The 26,751-nt window shown below is 64.4% G+C and carries 21 protein-coding genes; 10 read left to right on the forward strand and 11 right to left on the reverse strand.

What is annotated here, in order from left to right:
• Positions 1-1,940 (reverse strand): nitrite reductase large subunit NirB (nirB, locus tag AC3WLT_RS23565; RefSeq protein ID WP_492594148.1); only part of this gene is annotated, 1,940 nt, incomplete at its 3' end.
• 541 nt (positions 1,941-2,481) lie between these two features.
• Positions 2,482-3,816, reverse strand: coding sequence for an MFS transporter (locus AC3WLT_RS23570; RefSeq protein WP_492594092.1), 1,335 nt, complete (start codon positions 3,814-3,816; stop codon positions 2,482-2,484).
• Positions 3,817-4,313: 497 nt separating this feature from the next.
• Here AC3WLT_RS23570 and AC3WLT_RS23575 point away from each other — a divergent pair, with 497 nt between their 5' ends.
• The 6 genes from AC3WLT_RS23575 (at position 4,314) to AC3WLT_RS23600 (ending at position 10,085) form a co-directional block, all read left to right on the forward strand.
• Positions 4,314-4,454 (forward strand): hypothetical protein, encoded by a 141-nt coding sequence (locus AC3WLT_RS23575; RefSeq protein ID WP_492594093.1) that lies wholly within the window; start codon positions 4,314-4,316, stop codon positions 4,452-4,454.
• Between the two features lie 16 nt (positions 4,455-4,470).
• Positions 4,471-5,790 (forward strand): MFS transporter, encoded by a 1,320-nt coding sequence (locus tag AC3WLT_RS23580; protein WP_492594094.1) that lies wholly within the window; start codon positions 4,471-4,473, stop codon positions 5,788-5,790.
• A gap of 46 nt (positions 5,791-5,836) precedes the next feature.
• Entirely contained in the window at positions 5,837-6,796 is a 960-nt protein-coding gene (locus AC3WLT_RS23585) for a dihydrodipicolinate synthase family protein (RefSeq protein ID WP_492594095.1), read from the forward strand.
• 138 nt (positions 6,797-6,934) lie between these two features.
• A complete protein-coding gene (locus AC3WLT_RS23590) occupies positions 6,935-8,011 on the forward strand; it encodes a LacI family DNA-binding transcriptional regulator (RefSeq protein ID WP_492594096.1) in 1,077 nt (358 codons plus the stop codon).
• A 414-nt stretch (positions 8,012-8,425) separates the two neighbouring features.
• Positions 8,426-9,028, forward strand: coding sequence for a hypothetical protein (locus AC3WLT_RS23595; RefSeq protein ID WP_492594097.1), 603 nt, complete (start codon positions 8,426-8,428; stop codon positions 9,026-9,028).
• A gap of 79 nt (positions 9,029-9,107) precedes the next feature.
• The gene (locus AC3WLT_RS23600; RefSeq protein WP_492594098.1) at positions 9,108-10,085 is read left to right on the forward strand and encodes a hypothetical protein; all 978 of its coding nucleotides are present in this window, start codon (positions 9,108-9,110) and stop codon (positions 10,083-10,085) included.
• Between the two features lie 105 nt (positions 10,086-10,190).
• Here the strand turns inward: AC3WLT_RS23600 and AC3WLT_RS23605 are convergent, their stop codons facing one another.
• Positions 10,191-11,264 (reverse strand): glycosyltransferase, encoded by a 1,074-nt coding sequence (locus AC3WLT_RS23605; RefSeq protein WP_492594149.1) that lies wholly within the window; start codon positions 11,262-11,264, stop codon positions 10,191-10,193.
• Positions 11,264-12,517, reverse strand: a complete 1,254-nt coding sequence (locus AC3WLT_RS23610; RefSeq protein WP_492594099.1) for an oligosaccharide flippase family protein — start codon at positions 12,515-12,517, stop codon at positions 11,264-11,266. Before AC3WLT_RS23610 ends, AC3WLT_RS23605 begins: the two co-directional genes overlap by 1 nt.
• Positions 12,518-12,871: 354 nt before the next feature.
• On the opposite strand from AC3WLT_RS23610, the gene AC3WLT_RS23615 reads away from it, so the two are divergent.
• Positions 12,872-14,077 carry a glycosyltransferase gene (locus AC3WLT_RS23615; protein ID WP_492594100.1) on the forward strand — a complete coding sequence of 402 codons (1,206 nt, stop codon included), beginning with the start codon at positions 12,872-12,874 and terminating at the stop codon, positions 14,075-14,077.
• A gap of 203 nt (positions 14,078-14,280) precedes the next feature.
• On the opposite strand, the gene AC3WLT_RS23620 is transcribed toward AC3WLT_RS23615, so the two are convergent.
• Positions 14,281-15,573: an acyltransferase family protein gene (locus tag AC3WLT_RS23620; RefSeq protein ID WP_492594101.1), complete on the reverse strand. Its 1,293-nt coding sequence runs from the start codon at positions 15,571-15,573 to the stop codon at positions 14,281-14,283.
• Positions 15,574-15,843: 270 nt separating this feature from the next.
• Here AC3WLT_RS23620 and AC3WLT_RS23625 point away from each other — a divergent pair, with 270 nt between their 5' ends.
• Positions 15,844-17,340: an O-antigen ligase family protein gene (locus AC3WLT_RS23625; protein ID WP_492594102.1), complete on the forward strand. Its 1,497-nt coding sequence runs from the start codon at positions 15,844-15,846 to the stop codon at positions 17,338-17,340.
• Positions 17,337-18,548: a glycosyltransferase gene (locus AC3WLT_RS23630; RefSeq protein WP_492594103.1), complete on the forward strand. Its 1,212-nt coding sequence runs from the start codon at positions 17,337-17,339 to the stop codon at positions 18,546-18,548. The genes AC3WLT_RS23625 and AC3WLT_RS23630 overlap by 4 nt, the downstream gene beginning before the upstream one ends.
• A 50-nt stretch (positions 18,549-18,598) precedes the next feature.
• Here the strand turns inward: AC3WLT_RS23630 and AC3WLT_RS23635 are convergent, their stop codons facing one another.
• Together AC3WLT_RS23635 and AC3WLT_RS23640 are read right to left on the reverse strand one after the other, a co-directional pair.
• Positions 18,599-20,335 (reverse strand): FAD-dependent oxidoreductase, encoded by a 1,737-nt coding sequence (locus tag AC3WLT_RS23635; protein WP_492594104.1) that lies wholly within the window; start codon positions 20,333-20,335, stop codon positions 18,599-18,601.
• A gap of 218 nt (positions 20,336-20,553) precedes the next feature.
• A complete protein-coding gene (locus AC3WLT_RS23640) occupies positions 20,554-21,210 on the reverse strand; it encodes an LbetaH domain-containing protein (RefSeq protein ID WP_492594105.1) in 657 nt (218 codons plus the stop codon).
• 334 nt (positions 21,211-21,544) lie between these two features.
• Between AC3WLT_RS23640 and AC3WLT_RS23645 the strand changes: the two genes are divergently transcribed.
• Complete coding sequence (locus AC3WLT_RS23645; RefSeq protein ID WP_492594106.1) at positions 21,545-21,916, forward strand: hypothetical protein; 372 nt, start codon at positions 21,545-21,547, stop codon at positions 21,914-21,916.
• A 31-nt stretch (positions 21,917-21,947) separates the two neighbouring features.
• Here AC3WLT_RS23645 and AC3WLT_RS23650 read toward each other — a convergent pair whose 3' ends face one another.
• The 4 genes from AC3WLT_RS23650 to gmd form a co-directional block, all read right to left on the reverse strand.
• A complete protein-coding gene (locus tag AC3WLT_RS23650; protein ID WP_492594107.1) occupies positions 21,948-23,309 on the reverse strand; it encodes a glycosyltransferase WbuB in 1,362 nt (453 codons plus the stop codon).
• Between the two features lie 57 nt (positions 23,310-23,366).
• Complete coding sequence (locus AC3WLT_RS23655) at positions 23,367-24,509, reverse strand: glycosyltransferase family 4 protein (RefSeq protein ID WP_492594108.1); 1,143 nt, start codon at positions 24,507-24,509, stop codon at positions 23,367-23,369.
• 116 nt (positions 24,510-24,625) lie between these two features.
• Positions 24,626-25,585, reverse strand: coding sequence for a GDP-L-fucose synthase family protein (locus tag AC3WLT_RS23660; RefSeq protein WP_492594109.1), 960 nt, complete (start codon positions 25,583-25,585; stop codon positions 24,626-24,628).
• 5 nt (positions 25,586-25,590) lie between these two features.
• Positions 25,591-26,709 (reverse strand): GDP-mannose 4,6-dehydratase, encoded by a 1,119-nt coding sequence (gmd, locus tag AC3WLT_RS23665; protein WP_492594110.1) that lies wholly within the window; start codon positions 26,707-26,709, stop codon positions 25,591-25,593.
• Between the last annotated feature and the right edge of the window lie 42 nt (positions 26,710-26,751).

Raw genomic sequence — 26,751 nt, forward strand, 5'->3', positions numbered from 1 at the left:
CCGACGCCATAGCGGCACCACGTCGACCCGACACACGACTTCACGGTGCGCAGCGATTTGCCGTATGCATGGCCCGATTCGAAACCGGCGGCGATCAGTTCTTCCCAGATCAGCGGCAGTTGCTCGACGCGCGCGCCGAACATATCGACTCGCTGACCGCCGGTGATCTTCGTGTAGAGACCGTATTTCTTCGCGACCTGGCCGACCGCGATCAGGCCGTCGGGTGTCACTTCGCCGCCCGGCATGCGCGGCACGACCGAATACGTGCCGTCGCGCTGGATGTTGGCGAGGTAGTAATCGTTGGTGTCCTGCAGCGATGCATGCTCTTTCTTCAGCACGAATTCGTTCCAGCACGACGCGAGGATGCTCGCCACCGCCGGCTTGCAGATATCGCAGCCGAGCCCTCGGCCATGCTTCGCGAGCAATTCGCCGAAGCTGCGTACGCCCTCGACACGCACGATGTGATACAGCTCCTGGCGCGAATACGGGAAGTGCTCGCACAGGTGGTTGTTGACCGCGAGCCCCTGTTTCTTCATCTCGGCCTTCATCACCTGGGTGACGAGCGGCACGCAGCCGCCGCACGAGGTGCCGGCGCATGTTGCGCTCTTCACAGCGCCGATACTGGTCGCGCCCGCACACACCGCCGCGCAGATTTCGCCCTTCGAGACGTTGTTGCACGAGCAGATCTGCGCGGCCTCGGGCAGCGCGTCGACCCCAAGTCCGGGTTTGGCCTTGCCATCGCCTTGCGGCAGGATCAGGAATTCCGGCGCGTCCGGCAATTCGATGCGGTTCAGCATCATCTGCAGCAGCGTGCCGTATTCGGTCGCATCGCCGACCATCACGGCGCCGAGCAGTTGCTTGCCGCACTCGGACACCACCAGCTTCTTGTAGACCTGCTTGCGTTCGTCGCTGAACTGGTACGTGCGGCTGCCCTGCGTCTTGCCATGCGCGTCGCCGATGCTCGCGACGTCCACGCCCATCAGCTTGAGCTTGGTGCTCATGTCGGCGCCGGCGAAACCGGCTTGATCGCCCAGCAATTGCTTCGCTGTGACGCGTGCCATGTCATACCCCGGCGCCACAAGGCCATACACCATGCCGTTCCACGCCGCGCATTCGCCGATCGCATAGATGTCAGGGTCGCTCGTGCGGCAGGTGTCGTCGATCGCAATGCCGCCGCGCGGGCCCAGTTCCAGCCCGCAGGCACGCGCAATCTCATCGCGCGGACGGATACCGGCGGAGAACACGATCATGTCGGTGTCGAGATGGCTGCCGTCGGCGAACTGCATGCGGTGGGTGCCCGATTCGCCATCGACGATCGCGAGCGTGTGCTTGCCGGTATGGACCTGCACGCCCAACTCCTCGATCTTGCTGCGCAGAACCCGTCCGCCGCCGTCGTCGACCTGCACCGCCATCAGCCGCGGTGCGAACTCGACGACATGCGCGGCCAATCCCATATCATGCAGCGCCTTCGCGCATTCAAGCCCCAGCAGGCCGCCGCCTACCACCACACCCGACTTCGCCCGCGCGCCGCACGCCTGCATCGCCTCGAGATCCTCGATGGTGCGATAGACGAAGCAATCCTCACGATCGCTGCCCGCCATCGGTGGAACAAACGGCGAGGAACCGGTGGCGAGCACCAGTTTGTCATAGGAAAGCGTCTCGCCGGTCGAGATGCTCACCGTGCGGGCCTCCCGGTCGATCGAAACCGCCTTCGCGTTGAGCCTGAGCAGCATGTTCTCGCGCTCGAAGAAGCCCGGCTTGACGAGCGAGAGGTCCTCAGCGGACTTGCCGGAAAAGAATTCGGACAGATGCACGCGGTCATACGCGGGACGAGGCTCCTCGCACAGCACGGTGACGTGCAGCGCGGACCTCGTGTCGTCCACAAGGCATTCGAGGAGCTTGTGCCCCACCATGCCGTGGCCAATGACGATAACGTTCATGACTGGAGTCCCATCCATTTCCAACGCGGTTCGCGGCATGATTTTCGTCCGGCAAATAAAAAGGCGTCCCGCGGATTCAATCGTCAAGTGACTGAATTCGGGGACGCCGTTGTCCAAAACAAGCAGTGATCTACAGAGTGACTTCTGGTGCGTGCTGACCGGATCATCGTTGATCCGCTGCCTTGGATTACGCAAAGGCCATGCCATGCGGGACAACTCACCGCCGTTGAGCCCTGCGCAAGGGAAAGGCGTATCGCAAGACGCGTCTGCCCAAAGCGGCTTGATGCATTCTGATGCGGCAAAGCACAATGGTAGTGCGGTGCAGCACCTTCTCCGTGCAGCGCGCCTGACGAATGTCATCGCCTGCATGGCCTGGATACTGGCTTTCCTGGATCGCCGGCAACGACGCCGGCACATGCAATCGAAGCGCCCGCGATCCGAACCACGGACCCACAATTGCGCCAATGCACTCAAGGATCTGACGGACACCCGTTCCGCGACCTTTACCTTTAACGGCAATCTTGATGCGAAGACGGTTCCGTCAATTTGCAATACTGTTGGCGCCGGCGCCAGCCAGCGCGCGCTCGCGTAGCGCCGCTTCGCGGGCCTTGTGTTCACCGCTGAAGCGCACCGCCAGTGCACACAACGCGGAAAGCGTGACCAGGATGCCGAGCATCGCCAGCGTCTGCTGGACGCTGCCGACGCCTTTCATCAGGAAGCCCGCGGCCACCGCGCCGACATTGCCACCGGCGCCAATCACGCCCGCGACGCCGCCCAGCGCCTTGCGGTCGATGAACGGCACCAGCGCGTAGGTCGCGCCGCAAGCCATATGCGTGAACAGACCGAAAACCAGCATGGCGATCACGGCCAGTGCGACGCTGTCCGCGTGCGCGAAGCCCACGAGGCCCAAACCTTCGCCAACGATCAGCGCGAACAGCAAAGTCGCGCGGACGTCGAGGCCTCGACGCGCGGCAACCTTGTCCGACAGCCAGCCACCCAGCGCGCGGGCAAACAGGGCGAGCAGACCGAAGCTGCCGGCGGCGATGCCCGCCGCCTTCAGCGACAGGTGGAAATGATCGACGTAATAAATCGCGGCGACATTGTGAATGAAGACCTCGACGCCAAAACACGCTGCGTAGGTGGTGAACAGCATCCAGACGCGATAGTTCGCGCAGGCTGCTCGAAAGCTCGCCCAACCGCCCTTCTTGCCGCCGTCGATCGCGATTCCGAGCGCCCGCAGTTCCGCAAAGTTTCCTTGCGGGCAATCCTGCGTGAAGCGCCAGTAAAACATCGCCATGACCGGCATCGCAAGGCCCGGCACCACCAGCGCAAGGCGCCACGCCGACGACTGTCCTGCGCCGAGCACCATGACCGCCGCCAGCAGCAGCGGCACGAGCGCCTGTGCAGCGCCTGCCCCGGCATTGCCCCACCCGGCCGTCGTCGCGTTGGCAGTACCGACCACGTTCGGCGCGAACATCATCGAGGTGTGATACTGGGTAATGACGAAGCTGGCGCCGACCGCACCGATGCCCAGGCGGCACAGCAGGAAGCTCTCATAGCCGCTGGATAGCGCCGCGCCGAGCACCGGAAACACACCCGCGAGCATCAGGCCGCAATAGATCTTGCGCGGGCCGTAGCGGTCGCATAGCGGACCAATCACCAGCCGCACGAGGATCGTGACGGCGACCGCGGCGATGTTGATATTGGCGACCTGGTCGACGGAAAGCCCGAATTCGCTCTTGATCAGCGGCATCAACGGTGCACAGGCAAACCACGCAAAGAAGCAGACGAAGAACGCCATCCACGTCAGATGGAAAGCGCGCATCGGTGGCGTGCGCAGGCTGAAGAGGTCGATGCGGGTTGCTTTGTCTGTCATCGTCGTTCCGAAAAAAAAGCGTCCCGCGAACCCAATCAGATGACTGGATTCGGGGGACGCCGTTGTCCAAATGCCCGTTTCGAGGTTGCTGCTATTAATTCGAATGAAGATAGATCGACTTTGATCCTATGCGGGCTCTATATGCATATGCCGTGCCACACGGGGAAATTCGGTGTTCGGCGTTCCAGGAAGCCGGAAAAAGCGATGCCACGTGACGCATCCTGTCGGTGGCACGACATATCCTGACGCGGCCAGGCACAGCGATGGTGCGGTACAGCACTGTTCCCGTGCGATGGGAAAGGTTGTGGCGCGTTCGGCCGCGGATGATCGGTGTTTACCCGCCAAACCCGCTCTCGCGCTTGCAACACCCCTCAGTGCGACACACAATGTAAGCGCTAACACGAAGCCGTTTGTGCGTGACTAACCGAAAAGCAGCACGCTAATGCCTCGGCGTCGAGTCAAAATGTAAGCGCTAACATGCGTCAAGGATGTCTCCATTGAAAAATGCTGATCCCGTCGGCAGCGGCGCCAAACACGCTCCGGAGCACATCGTTGTTGTCGGCAGCGCCAACATGGATCTCTTCCCGCCGCCTGACATCGCATCGGCGCGGCCCGCCACATCTCAACCCAAAACATGAAACGGAGACAACGATCATGAGCGCAACCCCGAGTCACGAGCAGGCACCGCCGAGAATCCGCCGCGCCCAGATCGTGGCACTCTCGCTGCTGATGGTGAGCGGCATCGTCAACTATATGGACCGCGGCACGCTCGCCGTCGCCAATTCGCTGATCCGCCATGACCTCGGCCTGTCGCTGGGTCAGATGGGGCTGCTGCTCTCCGCGTTCTCCTGGAGCTATGCGCTATTCCAGTTGCCGGTGGGCGGGCTCGTCGACCGGATCGGTCCGCGCAAGCTGCTCGGCATCGGCCTGATCGTCTGGTCGCTCGCGCAGGCCGCCGGCGGCTTCGTCTCGACCTTCGGCTGGTTCATCGTTGCGCGGATCATGCTCGGCATCGGCGAGGCCCCGCAGTTTCCGTCGGCGGCGCGCGTCGTCAGCAACTGGTTTCCGCTGCGCGCGCGCGGCAAGCCGACCGGCATCTTCAACTCGGCGTCCCCGCTCGGCACGGCACTCGCGCCGCTCTGCCTGTCGATCATCGTCGTGCAGTTTCACTGGCGCTGGGCATTCATCGTGACGGGCATCGCCGGCCTGATCGTGGCGGTCGTCTGGCTCGCGGTATATCGCGATCCCGCAAAGGCCACGATGACCGACGCCGAGCGGCGCTATCTCGAAGGCGACGAAGCGGATCGCAAGCCGGCGCCCTCGGTGAGCTTCGCCGACTGGCGTTCGCTCTTTTCGCATGGCACGACGTGGGGCATGCTGATCGGCTTCTTCGGCTCGGTCTACCTGAACTGGGTGTACCTCACCTGGCTGCCGGGCTACCTGACGATGGAGCGTCACATGAGCCTGATGCATACGGGCGTCGCGGCATCGGTGCCGTTCTTCTGCGGCTTTCTCGGCTCGCTCACGGCCGGCTGGTTTTCCGACCTCATCACGAGCCGCAGCACGAGCCCCGTCGCGAGCCGCCGCAATGCGGTGGTGATCGCGATGCTCGGCATGGTCGCGTTCACGATTCCGGCTGCGCTCGTCGAGAGCAACACGATCGCGATCGTGTGCATCTCGGTGGTGATTTTCCTGGCCAACGCGGCATCCGCCAGCTCCTGGGCCCTCGCAACCGCCGCCGCCCCGCCGAACCGCGTCGGCTCGCTCGGCGCGATCCAGAATTTCGGCGGCTTTTTAGGCGGTGCGCTCGCGCCGATCCTGACCGGCTACATCGCGCAGAACTGGTCGTTCGTACCCGCACTGCTGACGGCTGCGGGCATCGCGTTCGTCGGCGCGATGAGCTATCTGCTGCTCGTGCGCAAGCCGATCGAGGACCAGCCCGCGCGTGCCGACACCGCTCGAGCGCCGGCGTGACCTCAGTTCGCGTCCCGGCCAATACAAACCTTCCCGAGAGATGAACATGACGACCTCTACGCAAACCGCCACTTCAATCGAAGGCATCGTCCCCGTGATGCTGACCCCGTTCGACGCCTCCGGCGCGATCGACTACGCCGGGCTCGAACGCCTGATCGAGTGGTATATCGCGCACGGCTCCGACGCGCTGTTCGCCGTCGCGCAGTCGAGCGAGATGCAGTTCCTGAGCCTCGCCGAGCGCGGCGCGCTGGGCCGCTTCGTGGTCGAGAAAGTGGCGGGCCGCATTCCCGTCGTGGTGTCCGGCCACATCAGCGACGACCCCGATGCCCAGGCCGAAGAGCTCAACGTCGCCGCGGGCACGGGGGCTCACGGCATCGTGCTCGTGACCAACCGGCTCGACCCGAAGCGCGAGGGCACGGAGGTCTTCGCCGCGAATCTCAAGCGGCTCCTCGCGCGCCTTCCGTCAGACATCCCGCTCGGTCTATACGAATGCCCGGCGCCGCACCGGCGGCTGCTCTCCGATGACGAACTGAAGATGTGCATCGATACCGGCCGCTTCATCATGCTGAAGGACGTGAGCTGCGATCTCGATACCGTCAAGCGGCGCGTCGCGCTCGCGCAGGGTTCGCCGCTGAAGATCCTGAACGCGAACGCGGCGATCGCGTGGGACGCGATGAAGGCCGGCTCGGCCGGCTTCAACGGCGTGTTCACGAACTTCCACCCTGACCTGTACAAGTGGCTGCGCAACGATGCGGCTCAGGATCCGGCGCTTGCCGAAGAACTGGCGACGTTTCTCGTGCTCGCCGCCGTATCCGAAGCACTCGGCTATCCGGCGCTCGCGAAGATCTACCACCAGCGCATCGGCACGTTCGACTCGATTCGCTGCCGCGTGATCGACTATGACGTGCGCGAACGCTTCTGGGCGCTCGATGCGGTGCTCGACAAGATCGTCGCCGGCACCGAGCATTTCCGCGCGCGCATCGCCGCGCCCGGTTCGGGCTGCTAGGTTCACGGGCGTCTCCCGTCAGAGCTTCGCGATAACCGGAACGTCTGCGCCGACGGCCATGTTCGCTCACGCGTCGCGCGCGCATGCGGCGGTAAGATGGCGGCCGTTCCCCCAACTCACCCTCTGCTTCCCGACCCGATGCCCGACTCCTTCGACCCGCCGCCCGCCGCCCGGACCCCGACCAGCCGTGCCCGCCGCAACACGGGCCGCACCGTGCTTTCCGACGTCGCGAGGCTCGCGGGAGTATCGACGGCGACCGTGTCGCGCGTCTACAACGAGCCGGACAAGGTCTCGGAGAACGTGCGCGGGCGCGTCGAGCATGCCGCGCTCACGCTCAACTGGTTTCCGAATGCGGCGGGACGCGCCCTCGCCTCCACGCGCAGCCACATTGCCGGCATCATCATTCCGACGCTCGATGACCACGTGTTCGCCTCGCAGGTGAGCGGTATGCAGGCGGCGTTCGCCGCACGCGGCATCACCCTCGTGCTCGGCTGTTCGAACTACGATCCGGCGCAGGCGCTCGTGCAGGTGCGCGCGATGCTCGCGCGCGGCGTCGAGGCGATGGCCGTCGTGGGCGAGGCGCATCCGGCCGAACTGTTCGATGCATTGCGGCTCTATCGCGTGCCCTACGCGGTCACGTATGCGTATCGCGAGGGCAGTCCGCACGACTGCATCGGCTTCGACAATCACGCGGCCTACGCGGAGATCACCGAGCATCTGCTCGGCCTCGGGCACCGCTCGTTCGCCGTCTGCATCCAGCCGACGCGCGACAACGATCGCGTGCAGGCGCGCGTCGCGGGCATCCGCTCGACGCTCGAACGCCACGGCCTCGCCGTACGGCCGGAGCACATGTTCGAAGGCGAATCGACGATCGGCTTCGGGCGGCGCAGCCTGCGCTCGATCTGGCAGTTGCCGGGCGAGCACCCGACCGCGATCATCTGCGGCAACGATCACATTGCGCTTGGCGTGCTGCGCGAGGCCGAGGAACTGGGCATCGCGATTCCCGGCGAATTGTCCGTGACAGGCTTCGACGATCTCGCGATCGCGAAGGAAATGCGCCCGGCGCTGACGACGATGCGAGTCGACACGGCCGAGATCGGACGGCTCGCGGCACAGCACCTGCTCGACGCACTCGACGGCAAACGGCCGCAACACGGATACGAGGTGCGTGCACTATTGCAGGTGCGGCAGTCGACGGGACCGTGCCCGGGATAGCTTCGCGGCGCTCGTGGCTGCCCGTGGCTGAATTTGCAGAAACAGGTAGCGAATGAACGCGCTCCACCGGTCTCGCCTCGACCTCGAAAGACGTTGATTGTTCTTGAAAAACAGTGATTTAATAAAGTTGCCGGCTCGGTCCGCGCCCAGGGATATCCCCTACAAATTGCGCCAAACCGCCCGCCAGCTAACAAATATGTCCTGATTCGACTGCAGGATGGCGTTTTCGCGCGCTATCCGGTGCATTCGGTCGACAAAGAGCGGTGTTACGCTGATCAGGCAGCCTTGGCGTTCATCCGCCGCCTTTCAGCGGCAGGTTCTGCTGCCATGAGACATACCTGCGAAGACATACCTGCGAAGCGCGGCGGCGGAGCTGCCCGAGATCGCCGAAACATCGCTGTGGGAGCGTCTGCGATGAAACCAAGAATATCGACCGGTTTGACGCTGCTGTCGCTGCTGTTATTCAGCAGTGCTGCTCAAGCGTGGCAGCCGGTGATCTATCCGATTCGAAGTCAGAGCCCGTATCAGCACAGCATCGACACGGCGATGTGCTTTGCCACCGCCAACCGTCAGACGAAAGTCGACATCGTCCACGAACCGCAAATTCCGCCGCGCAAACCCGCGGCGTCGAAAGCCTTGTCGACGGGTGCCCCGTCGAGGCCACCGTTGCCCCCCAGCAGCTTTTCAGCGATCCCGATGGGCGCGAGCATGCCTGCTGCCGCGTCGGCGCCAGCGGCAAGCGCGCCTGCAGCGAGCGCTGCAACGGCGACGGCGGCGACAGCGGCATCGGGGACCACCGCGGGTACCACCACGACGACCGCCACGGCTTCGGCAGCGGCAGCGTCGGGCAGCGCGAAGAGCGGCGCCTCGGAGACGGCGGCGGCCAGTGCGCCACAGACGGCCCAAGGGTCCGATGTGACGCTGCCGCCGCTGCCGGCGCCCGAACCGCCGATGACACGGTACTGGGCGGCATATGGGGCCTGCATGCAAGCGCGGGGATACGTCGTCATGCAGTAATCCCTGTTGCAGCCTCGTTGCTGTGCCCTGTTCTTTCTGACCGCGGCGCCGGAAGTCGACGCCCGTTTGCGACACGGCAATGCTTAGCGACATCACGTCCGATCAGCACGATTTCCCCCGATGCGGGCACTGCGGAGCGCTGCTAGCCGGACGCTTCACGTCCTGCCCTTGGTGCCATGCGCGCTCAATCGATGCACTCGACGTGCGCCCGGCACTGGCTTCGTCCAGCACGTCGTCGTCCACCAACATTGCGCTGGGCCCAACCCGGCCGATGCCTGCCACGCGGCTGCGGGTGCGGCTGCCGCTGCCGAAGCCGTGGCGTCCATCCTCGAGGGCCGTCAGCGATTCGTTCTACCTGACCTGCGAGTGCGAGCCGACGGCCACCGTGCCCAGCCATCGAAGACTGCTCCGGCCGGCGGCCCTTGGCATCCTCTCTCTCGTGCTGGCATCCGTCGCGTATCTGGGCTTCATCAGACAGAGCAGCGACTCGGACATCAGCGCCCCAGCGGTAGCCGGCAGAGTGATGGTTCAGAAAGCGAAGCCGCCTGTTGCCGTTGCCAAGCGGCTCGCCGCCGTGACGCCGCCAGCTCCACATCGCGCGGCGGTTGCGGCGGCAGTCGCAGCGGCAGCGGCGGCGCCCGATGTGAAGCGCACCGTCAGCAAACCGGACAAACCTCGCGCCGACGTTTCGAAGCATCTCCGAGCCGCGCGCGCCGATCTGCAACAGAGCAATTTGTCGGCGACCAAAGCAAGGCTCTCGGCGGCCATCGCCGCCCAACCGGGCAACCCCGACGCGTTGCGCATGCGCTCCACGCTGAGCGAGCGCGAACAGCAGCGCGACTCGTTGCTCAGCGTCGCGCGAGGCTGCGAATACATCGCGCAATGGCCGTGCGTCTGGCACAACGCGGGCAACGCGCTACTCGTCGATTCGAGCAGCGGAGAAGCAAAGCGCCTCGTCGAGCGCGCCATGCGGGAGTCGGAAGTCGCGAGCGTTGTGACGGCCGATCCTCCGCCCGCCCCGCCGCACGACGAGAGCAACCCGGCAATCCATCATTGAAGCGTCATTGAACGATCGATCCAGCCAGGACTGCCGGCGGCCCGGCCTCCTTCCGCGAACTACCGGGCCATTACCGGGGGCCACCACCGCGCCACCACCAGCCCACTACCGGGCCGGCACGGCAGGACACACTTGATACGCAATCGCCCGGTAACGGGCGGCGGTATCCCTGAGCGTCAAACCGGCCAGCGAGCGTTGCGCGCGCGCCTGCCCGAGCGCGATGACAATGGCGTCGGCATAGCTTTGCACATTGTCGGTATCGACAAGCTGAACGCACGGATAGCCGTTCGCGAATTCAAACGACGGAATCTTGCTGGCAACGATCGGAATGCCCGAAGCCAGCGCTTCAAGAAACGCCACGCTGTGCGCCTCGGAGCGCGACGGCATGGCGAACACGCTCGACTCCGACAGCACGCTCGCCACATCGGAGCGCGGCCCGGCAACCACGGCACGGTCCGCAAGACCCAACTGGTCCACCAGCTCGATGACCGCACGCTGATAGCCAGAATCTTCAACCACGCCGTACAACGTCAGGCGCGCGTCTTCCACCTGCTTGAGCACCTCGCTGAAGGCGCGCACCGTCAGGAGCTGATTCTTCACCGACGCATACCTGCCGATCTGCACGATCTGCGGCGCGCGGCCGTTGCGTTCCCCACCGTCGGTGAAGGCGAAGCGCGCGAGGTCCACGCCGTTGGGAACGACAATCATCGACGGATGCGGTCCGATGGTCTGCGCGTAGTCCGTCACGCCCTGCTGCGAGACACCGATCACGGCCCGGGCACGTCCCGAGAGGATGTGTTCGACGCGCCGGAACAGCGGGCGCTCGAAGTCATTGGTCGCCGAATGCATGACATAGACGACCGGCACGCGAAGCGGCAACGCGCGTGCGTAGAACGACGGAATCGTGGCGTGCGCGAAAATCACGTCGGGACGGAAGCGGCGCACCGTGAAGAACAGATTCCACAGCTTGCGGGCCGCGCGATGCCGCCGCTGCGGAAACCAGCACAGCACGCCGTGCCCCTGGAGTTCGTCCCGCAGCGGCATGTATTCCGCATGCGACGGCAACAGCGACGCGACGCACACCGCCATGCCGTCGGCGCACTGATCGATGGCGAGATCCTTCGCGAGGACTTCGGCGCCGGACAGCCGCGGCGCCAGAACGAGATGAAGGACACGCATCATGAAGCCCTTGCAGTCAGCGTTCGAAACAGCATCCAGGCCGCCGCGCAGCCAAGACCGAGAGTCATCGACCACGCGATCCCCGTGACACCCCACCAGTGGACTGCAAGAGGAACGCAGATAAGCAGCACAACGACCTGGATCAGCGATGCATGCACGGTCGCCTTCGCGTCGCCCACCGCACGCAGATACGCGACCAGCACCGCGATCAACGCGCCGATCGCCATGTTGATCACCAGGATTCTGAACAGCGGCACCGCGGGCAGCCACGCAGCACCGAGAATCAGGGAGAACAGCGGTTGCGCAATCAGCCTCAGCACTTCGACGAATCCCGCCAGACCCAGTGCGATCACCAGAAGATAGATCTTGATCAGCCGCGACGCGGCGTGCGGATTCCTGCGATGATGCGCCGCGAACGTCGGGAACAGGTATTGCGACATGGCGATCGCGGCGTCGGCCAGCAGCATTTGCGCGAGCCGCGACGACATCTGATAGCCGCCCAGTTGCGTCGGCCCGAGCAGCTTGCCGACGACCACCTTGTCGAACTGATTCAGCAGCAGATTGATGACACTGCTTGCCCAGATCCAGCGGCTGAAGCCCACGTATTGACCGATGCCCGACCACACGGCGCGCACCGGCGGGCGCGGCTTCATCGTCAGCCACGTGAGCGTGCTTTTCAGCGTTTCGCCGGCCACCAGACCGAGCAGCACCGAGGCCGCGCCGGCACCGAAATACGCAAAGGCGAGCCCGGCCGAACAATCGACAAACGCCGCCGCCACTTCGACACCGGCGATATGCTGGAAGCGCCGCTCACGCTGCACGACGAAATAAGCGGGGGAAGCCAGGCCGCGCAACAGCGGCAGCGTCGCGGCGAGTTGCAGCAACACAAGCGAGCCGTCGAGGTGAAACTGGCTGCCCAGCACCGGCGCCAGCGCGACCAGCAGCAGCGAGATGAGCACACCGCGCGCCGTCAGGGTCGTCCATACCGCACCGAGTTGCGAACGGGTCGGCGGATGTTCACCTTGAACGACCGCCTGCGCGAGGCCGGTGTCCGACAGCGCCTCGGCAATGGCTACTGCGAGCAGCGCCACGCTCACGCTGCCGATCGCCGCCGGTCCGAGCATCCGGCCAATCGCAAGAAACTTGATCGCGACCAGTCCACGCACGACGAACTGCTGCAGCAGCACCCAAGTCGCCGCACTCGCGCCGAAACTGGTCGCCATCGAAAGCGCCGGAAGCCTGATCGCCCGCAAGCTGTTTCTCCGTCGAATCGGAACGCCGCTGAATCCGGCCACGCAACGATTGAACGGAATCGCTGCGATATGCCGCCGACGCATAACGAGTGAGGTGCACCAGCCACGCTGGCGACGTTTTCATCGAACTCCATCCACGACCTTACCGCGAGAGAATCGGCAACAACCGCCATCAGCTAGGCCACTTCAGCCGAAGCCATTGCGCTCTAGTACGTTTACCCACGGATCAGGTCAAATTGACGGGTCCCCTCGCACCGGCGGTGCTAACGTTGATCCGTTAACAATGCGCGTGAGGGTGCGCGAGAGCCGCCGTCCTGGCGCTTTTCCACAACGCACATACAGCACATGCCGCACATGTCAACCGACGCGATGGAACAAGACTACGTCCTGATTGTCGAGCCCAATCTCACCGGCCATCGCTGGCGTTATGTCGAGTGGACCATGCAGGCTTGTGCGGAAGCCGGGTATCCGTGCATTCTCGCCACCGAGAGCGCCAACGAGGATCATCGGCTCGCCCGGCAGATCGTCGCCGCCAACCGGCGCGACATGGAAATCGCGTTTGTCGATCCGGAGGAGCGTCCCCGCGGCCTGTTGCGCGACCCCAACGAATACTGGCGCTTTCACCGCTATTTCAAGCGCGTGTACAAGATCGTCAGCCGCGCGCAACCGATCAGGCTCGTGATCGTTCCGTACGTCGACTATTTCTTTTATGCGCTGCCGTTTCTCGGCTCGCCATTCGGCAAGACGCCGTGGATCGGCATCACGATGCGCGCGACCTTTCATCATCACAAGGTCGGCATCAAGGCGCCCGACCGTCCGTTGGTCAATGCGATCAAGGCGCAGCTCTTCAAACGCGCGGTGAGATCGGCGGGATTGCGCACGCTGCTCACCATCGATCCCACGCTGCCGGAGTGGTCGGCGCGCAGCGCATCGAAGGCAAGCGCGGCGATCGCCTACGTGGCGGACCCCTTTCCGGATGAACATGCGGAAAACCCCGTGCTCGCCCGCGAACGGCTCGGACTGGACCCCGAGCAGCACTACCTGCTGGTGTACGGCGCCATCACCGAGCGCAAAGGCATCTACGAACTGGTCGAGGCGCTGACGCGTCTGGACAACGCCCCCACGCTGATCGTCGCCGGCGAGCAGGACGCGGGCACGCGCCATTTCATGCGCAACCACGTCCGCGGCCTGAAACCCGCACCGCTGGTTCTCGACGCGTTCATCTCAAACGATCTCGAGCGCGATCTGTTCTCCGCCTGCGACGCTGTCTGGCTGGGCTACAAGGGACACTACGGGATGAGCGGCGTGCTCGTGCAGGCGTACCGCTTCGGCAAGCCGGTAATCGCGACCGAAGACGGGCTGATCGGCTGGTTCAGCCGGCGCTGTGAACTGGGGCCGATATTGAGCGACCTGAGTACGGCGTCGATCGGCAAGGCCATCACCGAAATCGCCACCTCGTGGCCGCATGCGCCCGAGGCCGTCCCGTTCGCACGCGAAGATCTGCTGTCGCGGCATACGCTCGGGCAATTCAAGCAAACCTTGCTTCAGCAGATGGCCTGAAACCAGCGGCACATTCCAGCGCACCTTGGCACACGTCGGCAACCAGCGGCACATTCCAGCGCACCTTGGCATACGCCGACAACCAGCGGTACATTCCGGCACACCCAGGCATACGCCGGCAACCCGCGGCACATTCCGGCACACCCTGGCATACGCCGGCAATCAACGGCAATCAACGACAACCCTCGACAACCCGCGCGCGATCAGCCGGCCGGTTCGCTGCCCGCGCCCGGCTCGGCGCCGCGCCGCGCGGCGAGCACCGCGATGCGCGGATCGGCGGGCTCTGCGGTCGTGGAACTGGTGCCCTCGGCGGCCGGCCGCGCGCGGGTTGTCGTTGGTTGCCGATGCCGCGATGGCGGGCCTTCGGCGGCGAGCGCCTCTTCGCGCACCGCACTGCTGCGCTTTTCCGGAAAGAGCGCGTTGCGCATGAGCAGGAACGGAAATTCGATCGCGCGCGTGGTCACATAACCGATCAGGATAGCGATCGCGAACTGCGCGGTCAGCGCAAGAATCCACGTCAGGCTCGGCGCGAGGCCAAGCGCGGTCGCTTTGTGAATCAGCATGTCGCCGGGCGCGAGCGCAAGCGAATGCCATAGGTAGATGCCGTAAGAATAAAGGCCGACCCATGCAATCGCGCGATAGGCCATCGAAGAGCGAAGCGATCCGGAATGTTCGAGCGCCAGCACGAGCAACGCGGCAAAGCCGAGCGCCTGAATCGTGTAGCCGATGCTTTCGTCCAGCGCCAGATTTTTCGTCGCGAACGCAAGCCACGCGCACAGCACGGCGACCATTGCGACCAGCAACCACGTGCGCTTCGCCAATCGCTGATAGACGGCCGGTCTCATCCAGTAGACCGCGGACAGAATCACGCCGACCAGCAAACTGTCGATCCGGTACTGCGTGTAGGCGAAGGCGCCTTCCAGGTTTCCGCCCGCCACCGCGAAGCAGCGTGCCGTGAGCACCACCGCGCAGATTGCGGTGAGGATGCTGACGATGGTCCACACGCCCAGACGCCAGCGGGCGAACAGCAACAGGAGCGCCGGCAATACGAGGTAAAAGTGTTCTTCGACCGCGAGGCTCCAGGTCTGGGTAATCGAGGTGCCCAGATAGTTCTGCAGATGGGCCAGGTTCTGGAACAGAAACGTATTCCACGGGTGGCGGCCCGCCAGCAGATGGAAAGCGAGCAGCACGTAATACGCGGGCCAGATGCGAAAGATACGCCGGATGATAAAACGCCGTGCGTCGACGTGACCTTTTTCGGCGTACTGCCTGAGCAGGAGACCGCCCACCAGAAAGCCGCTCAGCGTGAAGAACAGATTCACGCCTTCACGTCCGAAATTTTTCAGCGGGTACTCAATAATCTGGAGTAGAAAGTTATTCGTATGGACAGCATGAAAGTGAAACCCCATCACCGCGATAATGGCGATGCCGCGGAGGAAATCGAGCTCGATTGCCCTGCCGGCTGTTACGGGTCTCGCGCCGCCGAATAATTTCATGTTCTTCTCCCCTGACACCCTGCGCGGGCCAATGTCCCTTTTTGCATCTTCGGTGGCGTTACGCGCGCGTGCGCGCCAACATCAAGACATTGCCCGACAAGCTGAAGAGGGCCGGGTACGTCACGCAACAGTCGGCCTTTCCTCTGTCGCCAGAACCCAGGCAATCGGCGACGAAACCGGCAGGCGGAATTGGCAAGCGGGGATATTCCCGCACAATGACCTTACGCGAGACCGTCTGGTATAGACCAACGGCGCCGGGGAGGGTCAACAATGCGCCATCAGTATGCGACGCTGTGGATTTGGATTTTTCTGTTACCGCTTGCGCTGGACTACAAAGCGACCGACGCAAACACAGGCCACTTCGCCCAGTTCGTGTTCGTCCTTCCGGCGCTTGCCGCGGGACTGAGCCTGGCGCTGATTGCGCCGCGCTTTCACGACCGCTCACGCCTGCGCTCATTCGTCACCCTTAGCCTTCTTCTGTGCGTGCTCGGCAGCGTCATCGCCCAGTGGGTGCAGGGCAACGACACCGGCAACTATCTGCGTGTCCTGCTGCCATTCCTGCTGTTCCTGCTGGGCTACGCCGTGGCCTGCCGCCCATGGAGCGAATATCGAATCTCGCAGTTCGAGAAAGCCCTGCTCGTTGCCAACACAATTAGCCTCGTGTTCACCTTCGCGTACGGCATGGCGACGGGCGGCGGTCTCGAGGAGGTCCGGTACCGGATCATCTCCGTCACGCTGCTCGGACTGCAAGGCGTGCTGCTGCACGAATTCGTCGTCGCGAAGCGCTTCTCCTTCTTTACCGTTGCGGTGTTCGCCTTCAGCGTGATCGTCGAGTTGCTGAGCGTCACACGCAGCTTGCTGGCGGGTACGGTGTTGCTGTTCCTGATCGCGATGGCACTGTGCGCGCCGACGGTTCGGCAGATCTGGCGCGCGCTCGCGCGCAGCCTGATCGCCGGCGTGGTGATCGCCGGCGTGGCAGGCGTGGCGGCATTGAGCTTCCCCACCGTCACCCAGCACTGGACGCAGCGTATTTTCGCGTCGGAGGAAACCGCCGCCGGCAAGGACCCGACCACCATCACCCGGCTCGCCGAAATGCGCGATCAGTACGACCAGGTCACCGCGGATCCCGCGACGCTGCTATTCGGCGCGGGCCTCGGACACTACTATCGCTACTCCCCCGCCTACCTGCCGGATCTCGCCGGCCAGATTAGCGAGAAAGAATTCTATGCGATCAGGGAATGGGCGGCCGGTCATAACTTCTGGGTGTATCAGTTGTTCGCGGGCGGGCTGCTGTTCGGCATCGGCATGCCGCTTGCCGTATTGGTCGCCCTCGCGATCTGTTTTCTCTCCTATCGTCACTGGCGAGCGGTCGTGCCGGATGCGCCGATGCTCCCCGTACTGGGGCGAGCCATCATGCTGTTTGCCGCGCTGCCGGCTACGTCGATAGGCGGCAATCCGCTCGGACCGCGTTTCTCGGGACTGGTGTTCGGCATCGCGCTCGGCTTGATGATCGCGACGCATGCGCGGCTGCAACGCGCACTCCCGGCGAGGCCGAAGCGGCTTCGCAAGCCGCAGCGCATGCGCCCGGTGGTCGTGCCCGAGTTGCCGGGCAGGATCCAGCCCGGCATGGGCCGAGCGGACCTCGCGGCAACCTTGGGCATCTCACATTCGGCAAACGTCACGGCCGGGTCCGGCCACTTCGGCCCGCTCGCGTCGTCCGGCACGCCGTCGACGCACAGCGTCAGTCGATCGAATCTCGCCCGATGAAAATCCTCCACCTGCTCGCAAGCGTCGATCCATGCGCCGGCGGCCCCGTAGAAGGCGTACGCCGCAGCGGCGTAGCGATGCAAGAAGCCGGACACCAGATCGAAGTGGCCACCTGCGACGCGCCGGGCGACGCGTACCTCGCGGCCTTTCCGTTTCCGGTGCACGCCTTTGGCCCGGTCAGCAGCCGGTACAGCTACAGCGCGCGCCTCGCGCCCTGGCTCCACGCCAACGCGCGCCGCTTCGACGCGGTTATCGTCCACGGCTTGTGGCAATACCACGGCCTTGCCGCGTGGAAGACGCTAAGAAGAAGCGAGGTGCCGTACTACGTGTACGTTCACGGCATGCTCGATCCGTGGTTCAAACAGGCGTACCCGCTCAAGCACCTCAAGAAATGGTTGTATTGGCTGTGGGCCGAATACCGTGTGCTGCGCGACGCACGCGCCGTCATCTTCACGACGGAAGAAGAGCGCACTCGCGCGCGGCAATCTTTCTGGCTGTACCGGGCCAATGAACGGATCGTGCCGTTCGGCACGACGGTTCCGCCGCTCGACGCCGGGTCCGTACGCGAAGCGTTCCTGCAAGCCGTGCCGGGTTTGCGCGGCAAACGCATCATGCTGTTTCTCGGCCGCGTGCATGCCAAGAAAGGCTGCGATCTGCTGATCGATGCCTTCGCGCGCATCGCCGGCCGCGATCCGGCATGGCATCTCGTCATCGCGGGACCCGACGAGACCGGCTGGGTTGCGCAGCTGCGCGCGCAGGCACTCGCGGCCGGCGTCGCGCATCGCGTCAGCCTGCCGGGCATGCTGCAAGGCGATCTCAAGTGGGGCGCGTTTCACGCAAGCGAGGTGTTCGTTCTGCCGTCGCACCAGGAGAACTTTGGCGTGGCGGTTGCCGAAGCGCTCGGCTGCGGACTGCCGGCGCTGATCTCCGATAAGGTCAACGTCTGGCGCGAGATCGAAGCGGACGGCGCGGGCCTCGTGGCTGCCGACACCGTCGACGGCACCGAACAGAACCTCGTGCGCTGGTATGAACTCGACGACGCCGCCCGGGAGCACATGCGCGCGCAAGCACGCCGCACCTTCCATGCGCGCTTCCGGATCGAAACCATGGTCGGCGCATTGACGGCTCTGCTTGAAAGCAGAGGCAGCGTCGACATGCGCGAACCCACGCTCGCCGCCCTGCGGGAAGCGACCCAGCAAAGCCAGTGAGAGGATGCGCGCGGCATCCCGTCACCGGCCGGGTCACTCTTCCTTCCGGGTCACTGTTCCTTCATCAACGGCGTCAACGAGGTGGCTGCGATCGGCAAGGTGTCGATTTGAGCCTGGGTCGGCATCGTCATCGTGCAGCTGTTGGCCGCGTCGACTCTGCTGTTGCCCACCACGTCCGGCGTATCGAGTTGCCGGACCAGATGCCCGGCGAGGCGCAGCGACAGCGCGGCAATCGTGATGGTCGGAAAGTTGGCGCCGACCGTCGGAAAGACCGAACTGCCGGCCACATAGAGATTGCCGATCCCGTGCACCTTGCAGTCGCGATCGACCACGCCTTCGCGCGGCGAATCGTGCATGCGCGTCGTGCCCATGTGGTGCCACGTTCCCTCCAGCTTCGCGGGCCACGGCCGGCCCTCGAGCGGCGCGTCGAGCTCGACGTCCGCGATCCCCGCCATCTGCAACTCCCGCGCAAGCAACGCGAAGGTTCTGTCGAAGGTGCGCTGGACCTGTGCGCCAAGCCGCCAATCTACCTTGACGCGCGGCATGCCGAGCCGGTCGCGCTGAGCGCACAAGGTGACGCGGCTGTCGCGATTGGGCTCCGCTTCGACGATGGCCTGCAGCGTCACGCCGGTAATGAGCGCCGGCCACTGATACAGCCGCGTCAAGCCGTAGCCCACGGTGTCGAGCGGATGTGAGGCCATGGTGATGAGGTCGGCCTTCAGGCTGCGGCCCGGCTGGTCTTTGGACAACAGCGCTTCCTTGCAGCGGATCAGCGCCTCGGACCCTTTGCTGCCCTCGCCGTAAAAGCGCGAGTAGAGCCACACGCGCGAATTGAGCAATTTCTCGCGCTCCACCAGTTCCTGCTTCGGCGCGAACTGTGAGGAGATCTTCGTGCCGTGCGCGGAAACCGCGGCATTCTGATAGTGGTACTTGATGTCATACAGTTTGTTGCGCGCGAGTCCTGGGCGAAAACGCACTGTCCCCGACATCATCCGCGGATGGTCCATGAAGAAGCGGCCCACCAGATCGTTGCCATTGCCGAGGCCCGCGGCCTGGACATTGTTCGATGCGAGCAGCAGGCGCGCGTTCTCGATGCCGCCCGTCGCCAGCACGAAGATCTTGCTCACCACCGACATCCTGCGTCCGCTGAGCGTCGCCACCTGGACTCGCGAAATGCTCGACGCCTGGGCGTCGGCGTCGATGTTCAGCACGTTCGCATACAGGAACACCCGCACGCGCGACGAACGGGACAGCTCGTCGCGATACAGCTTGCCGAAGCGCACAGGCGGGCTGAACTGGGCCACGGTGTCGCGCATATCGCCGGTCGCGAGCGGAATGCGGCGTACGTCATGGCGCCCGATCTCGCGCTCCCAGTAAGCAGGGTCGAAATTTTGCGGGCCGAGCTTCAGCAGCTCGTGCGTGCGCGCGTAATACGCCGCCAGTTCGTCGAGACCGAAGGGCCAGCCGCTGTGCGGTATCCAGTCGCGCTTCTCGAAGTCCCACGGATCCAGCGGGCGGCACCATCCGCCCCAGCAATTGCTGCCGCCGCCGAAGTAGCGGCTGCGGGAACCGTCCGCGAATGAATAGGGAAGACCGGCGCTCTCACCGCGATAGAGATCGCGCGTTTCGTCGTCGGGGCCAAAGCCGCCGCTTTCGAGCATACAGGTGTCGACCCCCGCCCGCGCCATCTCCAGTGCGAGCGTGATGCCCGCCACTCCGCCGCCAATGATGCAGACTGCCGTCTCGACGACCGTGTTTTGTTCAACGTTGCGAGTATCGATAAACATCCCTGCCCCCCATCTTTCTTCCTGCAATTCTTGAGTGCGCGGTTTCTTGCCGGGCCGGCAAGAAACCGCGCACACGCCGTCTCCGAACCGTCATCGGAGCCACAGCGGGCATCGAGCGGCAATCGTCGATCGACAAACCCATTGCAGCCGCCGACATCCCGGCGGGCAACGACCTCGGCCTCCTCAGCGTAGTGACGCTGCGGTTCTGTATCTGTGCTTCAAGCCACGGAATCGAAGCGATTCCTGATGAAGCGGCATGGATTGCCGCCATACACGCCGCCCGGCTCGAGCGAGCGATGCACGACGGACAAAGGCGTCACCACGGCCGAACGGCCGATCGTCACGCCCATCTGCACGACGCACTTCGACGTAATCCAGACACCGTCCTCGATGACGATGGGGGCGACGCGCAGATCCATCGTGCTGCGCATGTCGTGAGATCCGGCGCTCAGAAACGTACCCTGAGAGATGCAGACGTTCGAGCCGATGCGGATCATGGCCTGGTTGTAGATCCAGACGTCGACGCCGAACCAGCAGTGCTCGCCCACCTCGAGATTCCACGGCGCCTTCACGCGCAGTGGATGCACGAACCGGCAACCGGTGCCGATCTTCGCGCCGAACAGCCGCAGCAGCGCGACGCGGATGAATGAAAGGGGCAGCAGCTTGTTGTTGATCACGCAGGCTTCAACGACAAACCAGATGAGCTCGATGAGGATGCCGCGCTTCGCGCGGTAGTTTCCCTTTCCAGCAAGACTCAGATCGATGACGCGGCCGTTTTCGCGCACGCCGTTCACGTCCGGCGCAGCGGGTGCGTCGGGTACGTCGGGTACGTCCGGCATGCGGCCGATCTGCGGATCGTCGGCAACGTTACCCATCAGTTCTCTCCTGATACGCGCGGTAGTAAACATACCCATCTGTACGGCGCGTGGTGTCATTATGTTGCGGCTCCCAGCGACGCTTTGCGTTATGGCCGTACACGGAGGCGTTTTGGCGGCTACGTGCGTGCTGCCTGGCGCACGATAGGCTTATCGTGACCGCATCTGTCTGGGGAAAACGATGAACACCTCGCTTCGTCATACCGCTACCTCGCTGTTCGCCGCCATTGCATCGTGCGTATGCTGCGCCCCCCCGGCGCTCGCCCAGGGGGCCGCCCCCGCACCGGCTGCGCCGGCGGCGGCTCCTCCTGCTCCCGGCTACGGCGGCGACGCTATGGCGCCGAAGAAAGGTGGCCGGGCGGCTCATCGTGCGAGCGAAGAGAAGTTGCTCGGCGCTCCGCAGGAATACAGCAGCCCGACGGACTTGCCGCGACGCAATACCGTCGACGCCCAGCAGGCGGCCCTGCTCGACGAGCAGCGCATGAGCGTGACCGCCGCGGGTCCGGGCGGGCAGGCGGCACCGCTCAAAGGTCAGCGCCACAAGGCGCCGGTCGCGGCCGCCAACGGCAATGCGCGCGGCGCCGCCCAGCCCCGTCCGAACCCGAACGACGCCCTGCTGCCCGCAGGAGCGGCGAAGACCACTTACGCCGACCCGTACGACCTCACCGGCACCGGCAAGCACGGCGTTTATCGCGCTCCGTGGTGAGGTCGCATTCATAACCGCGCCGTGGGCCGGATCAATCCGGCGCGACTTCCTCCGCGGTGGCCGGCTTGGTCCGCGTCGCCGTCGCAGTCGTCGTTGCCGCCGTCGTCGCAGCAGTCGAAGGTCCCGGGCTAAAACGCGTTGCCGGGCCTTTTGCGCGTTGTTCCGCTCCCGCTGCGCGGACCAGCATTGCAAGCCGCTCTTCGAACGTACGGATCGTCGCCTGCGGCGACAGCGCGCGCTCGGCATACTCGCGTGCAGCGATACCCAGTTCCGCACGGCGCGCCGGATTGCTCGCCAACGCGCCGATCGCCGCGGCAAGCGCAGGCACGTCGTCAGGCGGCACCACCACGCCACGTGGCGCTACCTCGTCGAATAGACCCGTACCTCGACGCGCCATCGCCACGACAGCGCGTCCGCTTGCGAACATGCCGGTGAGCTTGGACGGCATCACCAGATCTGCTGCATCGCCGCGCTGCGGCAAAACGTGGATATCGGCGAGGTTGAGCAATTCGTTCAGACGCTCCGCCGGTTGCAACGGAATGAAAATGCAGTTCGACAATGCCGCGCAGCGTTCGAGCAAACCCTGTTTCGCGGCCCCGCAGCCGCAGAAAACGAACGTGACATCGGAGCGTCCGGCGAGCAATGCCGCAGCATCGGCGAGCGTTTCGATGCCCTGCTTCGCGCCCATGTTGCCCGAGTACAGAACCACCTTCTGTCCGTGCGGAATATGCAGCTGGCGCCGATATTCGCTCGCGTGCGCGAGCGGAAAAATCGTCGAAGCGTCGACCCAGTTGGGCAGGCACACGATCCGCGCCGGGTCCACGCCCTTCATCAGCGCGCGCGTGGTCATTTGCCAGGAAATCGACGACACCGCATCGAAGCGCCGCAGCAACGCGCTTTCGATCCAGCGCGCGAAACGGCCGGCGCGCGAACTCTTCAGCAGACCGAGATCGAATGCCGCGTCGACCTCGTAGTCCTGAATGTGCAGCCACGCGCTCGCCTGCGCGATGCGCGCCAGCATGAGCGCGCCGGGCGCGCACATCAGCGTCGGGGCAATCAGCACGACCGCATCCGGACGCCAGCGCGCCTGCATGGCAAGCAGCGGCAACGACGTCATCGCGAAGCTCGCGAGATGCGCCATCCGCTTCATGCCGCTGGGCCGCGACGGCACCCATAGCGGCGCGCGCCGGACCGTCACGCCGTCGCGCATTTCGCGGCGGAACCGCCACCACGAATATCCCGCTGCAACCCGCCATTCCGGGTAATAAGGCGGCGCGCACACCACCCGAACCTCGTGCCCGCCGCCGGCCAGAAGCACGGCCATTTCGGCCGTGTACTTGCCCGTCCCGGTCAGTTCAGGCGCGTAGTTGAGGCCGTATATCAGGATCTTCATGGTGGCAGCCAGAACGGGTTGGAACTTCGCTTACGCGACTCGGCCGGGCAACGCGCGTCAGTCGCTCAGCATCAGCGCGCAGCCGCGCGCAATATTGGCGGCGGCCGAAGGCGGATCGAAGCGGCGAATCACGTCCATGCAGCGGCGCGCGGTTCCGCCCGCGTCGGCGAAAGCCTCGATTGCCTTGAGCATCGTGCGCTGCAACGCGGCGACATCGCCGGCGGCGAACGCATAACCGCTGAGGCCGTCGATCACGAGTTCCGGCACACAGCCGCAACTCTCGCTGACGACGGCCGGGCAGCCATGCGCGAGCGCCTCGTTGACGACCAGTCCCCAGGGCTCGCTATAGCTCGGCAGCACGAGGCAGGTCGCGCCGTAGTACTCGTGTGTCAGCGGCTCGTCCTGCAAACTGCCGGCGAAAGTCACGGCCGTGCCGATCTCGAGTTCGGCGACCTTCGCGTGCAGGACCTCGGCCATCGGCCCGGTGCCGACAATGCGCAATTTCGCTGCCGGAATCCGCCGCCGCAATCCGGCGAAGGCTTCGATCAGCGTGCCGATGCCCTTCTCCTCGGAAAGACGGCCGACATACAGGAACACCGGCGGATTGCCGGCACGGCTCTCGACCCGATCGACCAGCGCGCGCTCCGGCGAAAACGACCCGGGCAACGCGGCGGCCTGGCACGGCACGAAAATCTTGTCCCGCTTGGCGCCGAGCGACAGCAGATAATCGCGGCTGCGTTCGCCGAAACCGAAGTAGCCGTCGCAGAGCGAGAAGAACACCCGTTTCGGGATCGACGTGAGCAGCCTCTTCGGCCGATCGCGCGCGGTCGAATCGACGAATACCGCGCGCCGCTTGCCGGTCACAATGCATGCCGCCAGCATCGCCCAGTATTCCGGACGGTGATAGCCCGGCAGGATGATCAGATCCGACCTGGCGCGCAGCACTTCCCACGTGAGCCGCGCGATCATCTTCAGCGTGGGCACGTCTTCATAGCAACCGTCGAACAGTTTCTGCATCGGATAGCGATGATACGAATAGTCGACATCGGAAAAGCCGACCCGGTCGTGTTCCGTATCCGCTATCTGGACCATCGAGTAGCGAATCGCTCCGGACGCGGAAATGTTATGCAAGGCGGAGAACACAACACCTTTATGGCGCGACCATACGACGTTGTGGAAGATCGTGACTGACGCTGTCATTTGTATGTCACCCCTCGAAAAATCGTCTTTGTGCCCGTTGCGCGCACTGCCCGCGCGAAGAGCCCCAAGCGTTCCTGAAGATCCGAAAACAGCGCTCGACAGCTCGCCGTGCCCGCCTACGCCTGCAAGGCAGCAGCGGGCGTCGAGCCGGCGTGTGATGCAACGAAATCACGATACGTGGCCGCGATGCCCTCCTCGAGGCCGATCGTCGCGTGCCAGTCCATCCGCGCCAGCCGCGATACGTCGAGCAGCTTGCGCGGCGTGCCGTCCGGTTTGGACGTATCGAATACGAGTTGCCCCTCGAAGCCGACCACCTTGTTGATGCATTCGGCGAGTTCGCGTATCGACAGGTCGTCGCCGACGCCGACGTTGAACAGGCCCTCGGTCACGTTGTGCTCGAGGATGAAGACCGTCGCTGCCGCCAGGTCGTCGACGTGCAGAAACTCGCGGCGCGGCGTGCCCGAACCCCACACCGTCAACGTGGCGGCGCCGCTCACCTTCGCTTCGTGCGCCTTGCGCAGCAGAGCCGGCAATACGTGGCTGCTGTTCAGGTCGTAGTTGTCGTTCGGGCCGTACAGATTGGTCGGCATCAACGCGACGAACTGGGTGTTGTACTCGCGGTTATAGGCGTCGCACAGCTTGAGGCCGGCGATCTTCGCGATGGCATACGCATCGTTGGTCGGTTCGAGCGCCGAAGTCAGCAGATACTCTTCGCGAATCGGCTGCGGGCATTGCTTCGGATAAATGCACGACGAGCCGAAGAACACCAGCCGCTCGACGTGGGCTCGATACGCGGCATGGATCACGTTGGTTTCGATCACGAGGTTTTCGTAGATGAATTCGCCAGGTCTCGTCGCATTGGCGAGAATGCCGCCCACTCGCGCGGCCGCCAGCAGCACGACGTCGATCTGTTCGGCCTCGAAGAAGTGATTCACGGCCGCCTGATCCGTGAGATCGAGTTCCGTCCTGGAACGCGTGACGATGTTGCGATAGCCATCGGCGAGGAGGCGCCGAACCAGCGCGGAGCCGACCATGCCACGGTGGCCCGCGACGAAGATGTGTGCATGTTTATTCATCGCCGTCACTCGTGATGTTCCAGTGCCGTGAAGCCGGCCAGCGTGACGAGCGCATCGCGTCTCGCGATCTGGTAATCGGCGCGCACCATTTCCTTGACGAGCGCGCTGAACGGCGTGGTCGGCCGCCAGCCGAGAAGCATGTGCGCTTTCGACGGATCGCCGAGAAGTGTGTCGACTTCCGCCGGCCTGAAGTAGCGCGGATCGACGCGCACGATCACATCGCCCCGCGACATCTTGAATTCGCGTCCCTCGACCTTCTCGACAATTCCGACTTCATCCACGCCGGTGCCTTCGAAGCGCACCGTCGCGCCCAGTTCAGCGGCGGCACGCTGAACGAATTCGCGCACGCTGTACTGCACGCCGGTGGCGATCACATAATCCTCGGGCTGCTCCTGTTGCAGCATGCGCCATTGCATCTCGACGTAATCGCGCGCGTGGCCCCAGTCGCGCAGCGCCGACAGATTGCCGAGGTACAGCGTCTTCTGCATGCCCACGGCAATACGCGCCATGGCGCGCGTGATCTTGCGCGTCACGAAGGTCTCGCCGCGCACCGGCGATTCGTGATTGAACAGAATCCCGTTGCACGCGTAGAGCCCATAGGCCTCGCGGTAATTGACGGTCGTCCAGTAGGCAAAGAGCTTGGCGACCGCGTACGGGCTGCGCGGATAGAACGGCGTCGTCTCCGATTGCGGAATCTGCTGCACCAGACCGTACAGTTCCGAGGTCGAGGCCTGATAAAAGCGCGTCTTGTGCTGCAGCCCCAGAATCCTGATCGCTTCGAGAATGCGCAAGGTGCCGAGGCCATCCGCGTTGGCCGTGTATTCGGGTTCCTCGAACGACACCGCCACGTGGCTCTGGGCCGCGAGGTTGTAGATTTCGTCCGGCTCGACGCGCTGGATCACCCGCAAGATGCTCGTCGAGTCGGTCAGGTCGGCGTGATGCAGGAAGAGCCTCTGCTCCGGGTCGTGTGGATCGCGGTAAAGATGATCGATCCGGTCGGTGTTGAACAGCGATGACCTGCGTTTGATGCCATGCACGTCGTAGTCCTTGGCGAGCAGCAACTCAGCCAGGTACGACCCGTCCTGTCCAGTGATGCCGGTAATCAGCGCGACCTTGCGTTTCATAAAGCAATCTCCTCGGTGAACATGTCGATGCCTTTCCCCCGG

It is taken from the genome of Paraburkholderia sp. FW306-2-2C-D06C (assembly GCF_058781505.1).

What these genes read in the sequence shown, in the direction of transcription:
- AC3WLT_RS23570 (WP_492594092.1), bottom strand. Translation starts at nt 3,816, where the DNA reads ATGACAGACAAAGCAACCCGCATCGACCTCTTCAGCCTGCGCACGCCA.
- AC3WLT_RS23580 (WP_492594094.1), top strand. Translation starts at nt 4,471, where the DNA reads ATGAGCGCAACCCCGAGTCACGAGCAGGCACCGCCGAGAATCCGCCGC.
- AC3WLT_RS23585 (WP_492594095.1), top strand. Translation starts at nt 5,837, where the DNA reads ATGACGACCTCTACGCAAACCGCCACTTCAATCGAAGGCATCGTCCCC.
- AC3WLT_RS23590 (WP_492594096.1), top strand. Translation starts at nt 6,935, where the DNA reads ATGCCCGACTCCTTCGACCCGCCGCCCGCCGCCCGGACCCCGACCAGC.
- AC3WLT_RS23595 (WP_492594097.1), top strand. Translation starts at nt 8,426, where the DNA reads ATGAAACCAAGAATATCGACCGGTTTGACGCTGCTGTCGCTGCTGTTA.
- AC3WLT_RS23600 (WP_492594098.1), top strand. Translation starts at nt 9,108, where the DNA reads ATGCTTAGCGACATCACGTCCGATCAGCACGATTTCCCCCGATGCGGG.
- AC3WLT_RS23605 (WP_492594149.1), bottom strand. Translation starts at nt 11,264, where the DNA reads ATGCGTGTCCTTCATCTCGTTCTGGCGCCGCGGCTGTCCGGCGCCGAA.
- AC3WLT_RS23615 (WP_492594100.1), top strand. Translation starts at nt 12,872, where the DNA reads ATGTCAACCGACGCGATGGAACAAGACTACGTCCTGATTGTCGAGCCC.
- AC3WLT_RS23620 (WP_492594101.1), bottom strand. Translation starts at nt 15,573, where the DNA reads ATGAAATTATTCGGCGGCGCGAGACCCGTAACAGCCGGCAGGGCAATC.
- AC3WLT_RS23625 (WP_492594102.1), top strand. Translation starts at nt 15,844, where the DNA reads ATGCGCCATCAGTATGCGACGCTGTGGATTTGGATTTTTCTGTTACCG.
- AC3WLT_RS23630 (WP_492594103.1), top strand. Translation starts at nt 17,337, where the DNA reads ATGAAAATCCTCCACCTGCTCGCAAGCGTCGATCCATGCGCCGGCGGC.
- AC3WLT_RS23635 (WP_492594104.1), bottom strand. Translation starts at nt 20,335, where the DNA reads ATGTTTATCGATACTCGCAACGTTGAACAAAACACGGTCGTCGAGACG.
- AC3WLT_RS23640 (WP_492594105.1), bottom strand. Translation starts at nt 21,210, where the DNA reads ATGGGTAACGTTGCCGACGATCCGCAGATCGGCCGCATGCCGGACGTA.
- AC3WLT_RS23645 (WP_492594106.1), top strand. Translation starts at nt 21,545, where the DNA reads ATGGCGCCGAAGAAAGGTGGCCGGGCGGCTCATCGTGCGAGCGAAGAG.
- AC3WLT_RS23650 (WP_492594107.1), bottom strand. Translation starts at nt 23,309, where the DNA reads ATGAAGATCCTGATATACGGCCTCAACTACGCGCCTGAACTGACCGGG.
- AC3WLT_RS23655 (WP_492594108.1), bottom strand. Translation starts at nt 24,509, where the DNA reads ATGACAGCGTCAGTCACGATCTTCCACAACGTCGTATGGTCGCGCCAT.
- AC3WLT_RS23660 (WP_492594109.1), bottom strand. Translation starts at nt 25,585, where the DNA reads ATGAATAAACATGCACACATCTTCGTCGCGGGCCACCGTGGCATGGTC.
- gmd (WP_492594110.1), bottom strand. Translation starts at nt 26,709, where the DNA reads ATGAAACGCAAGGTCGCGCTGATTACCGGCATCACTGGACAGGACGGG.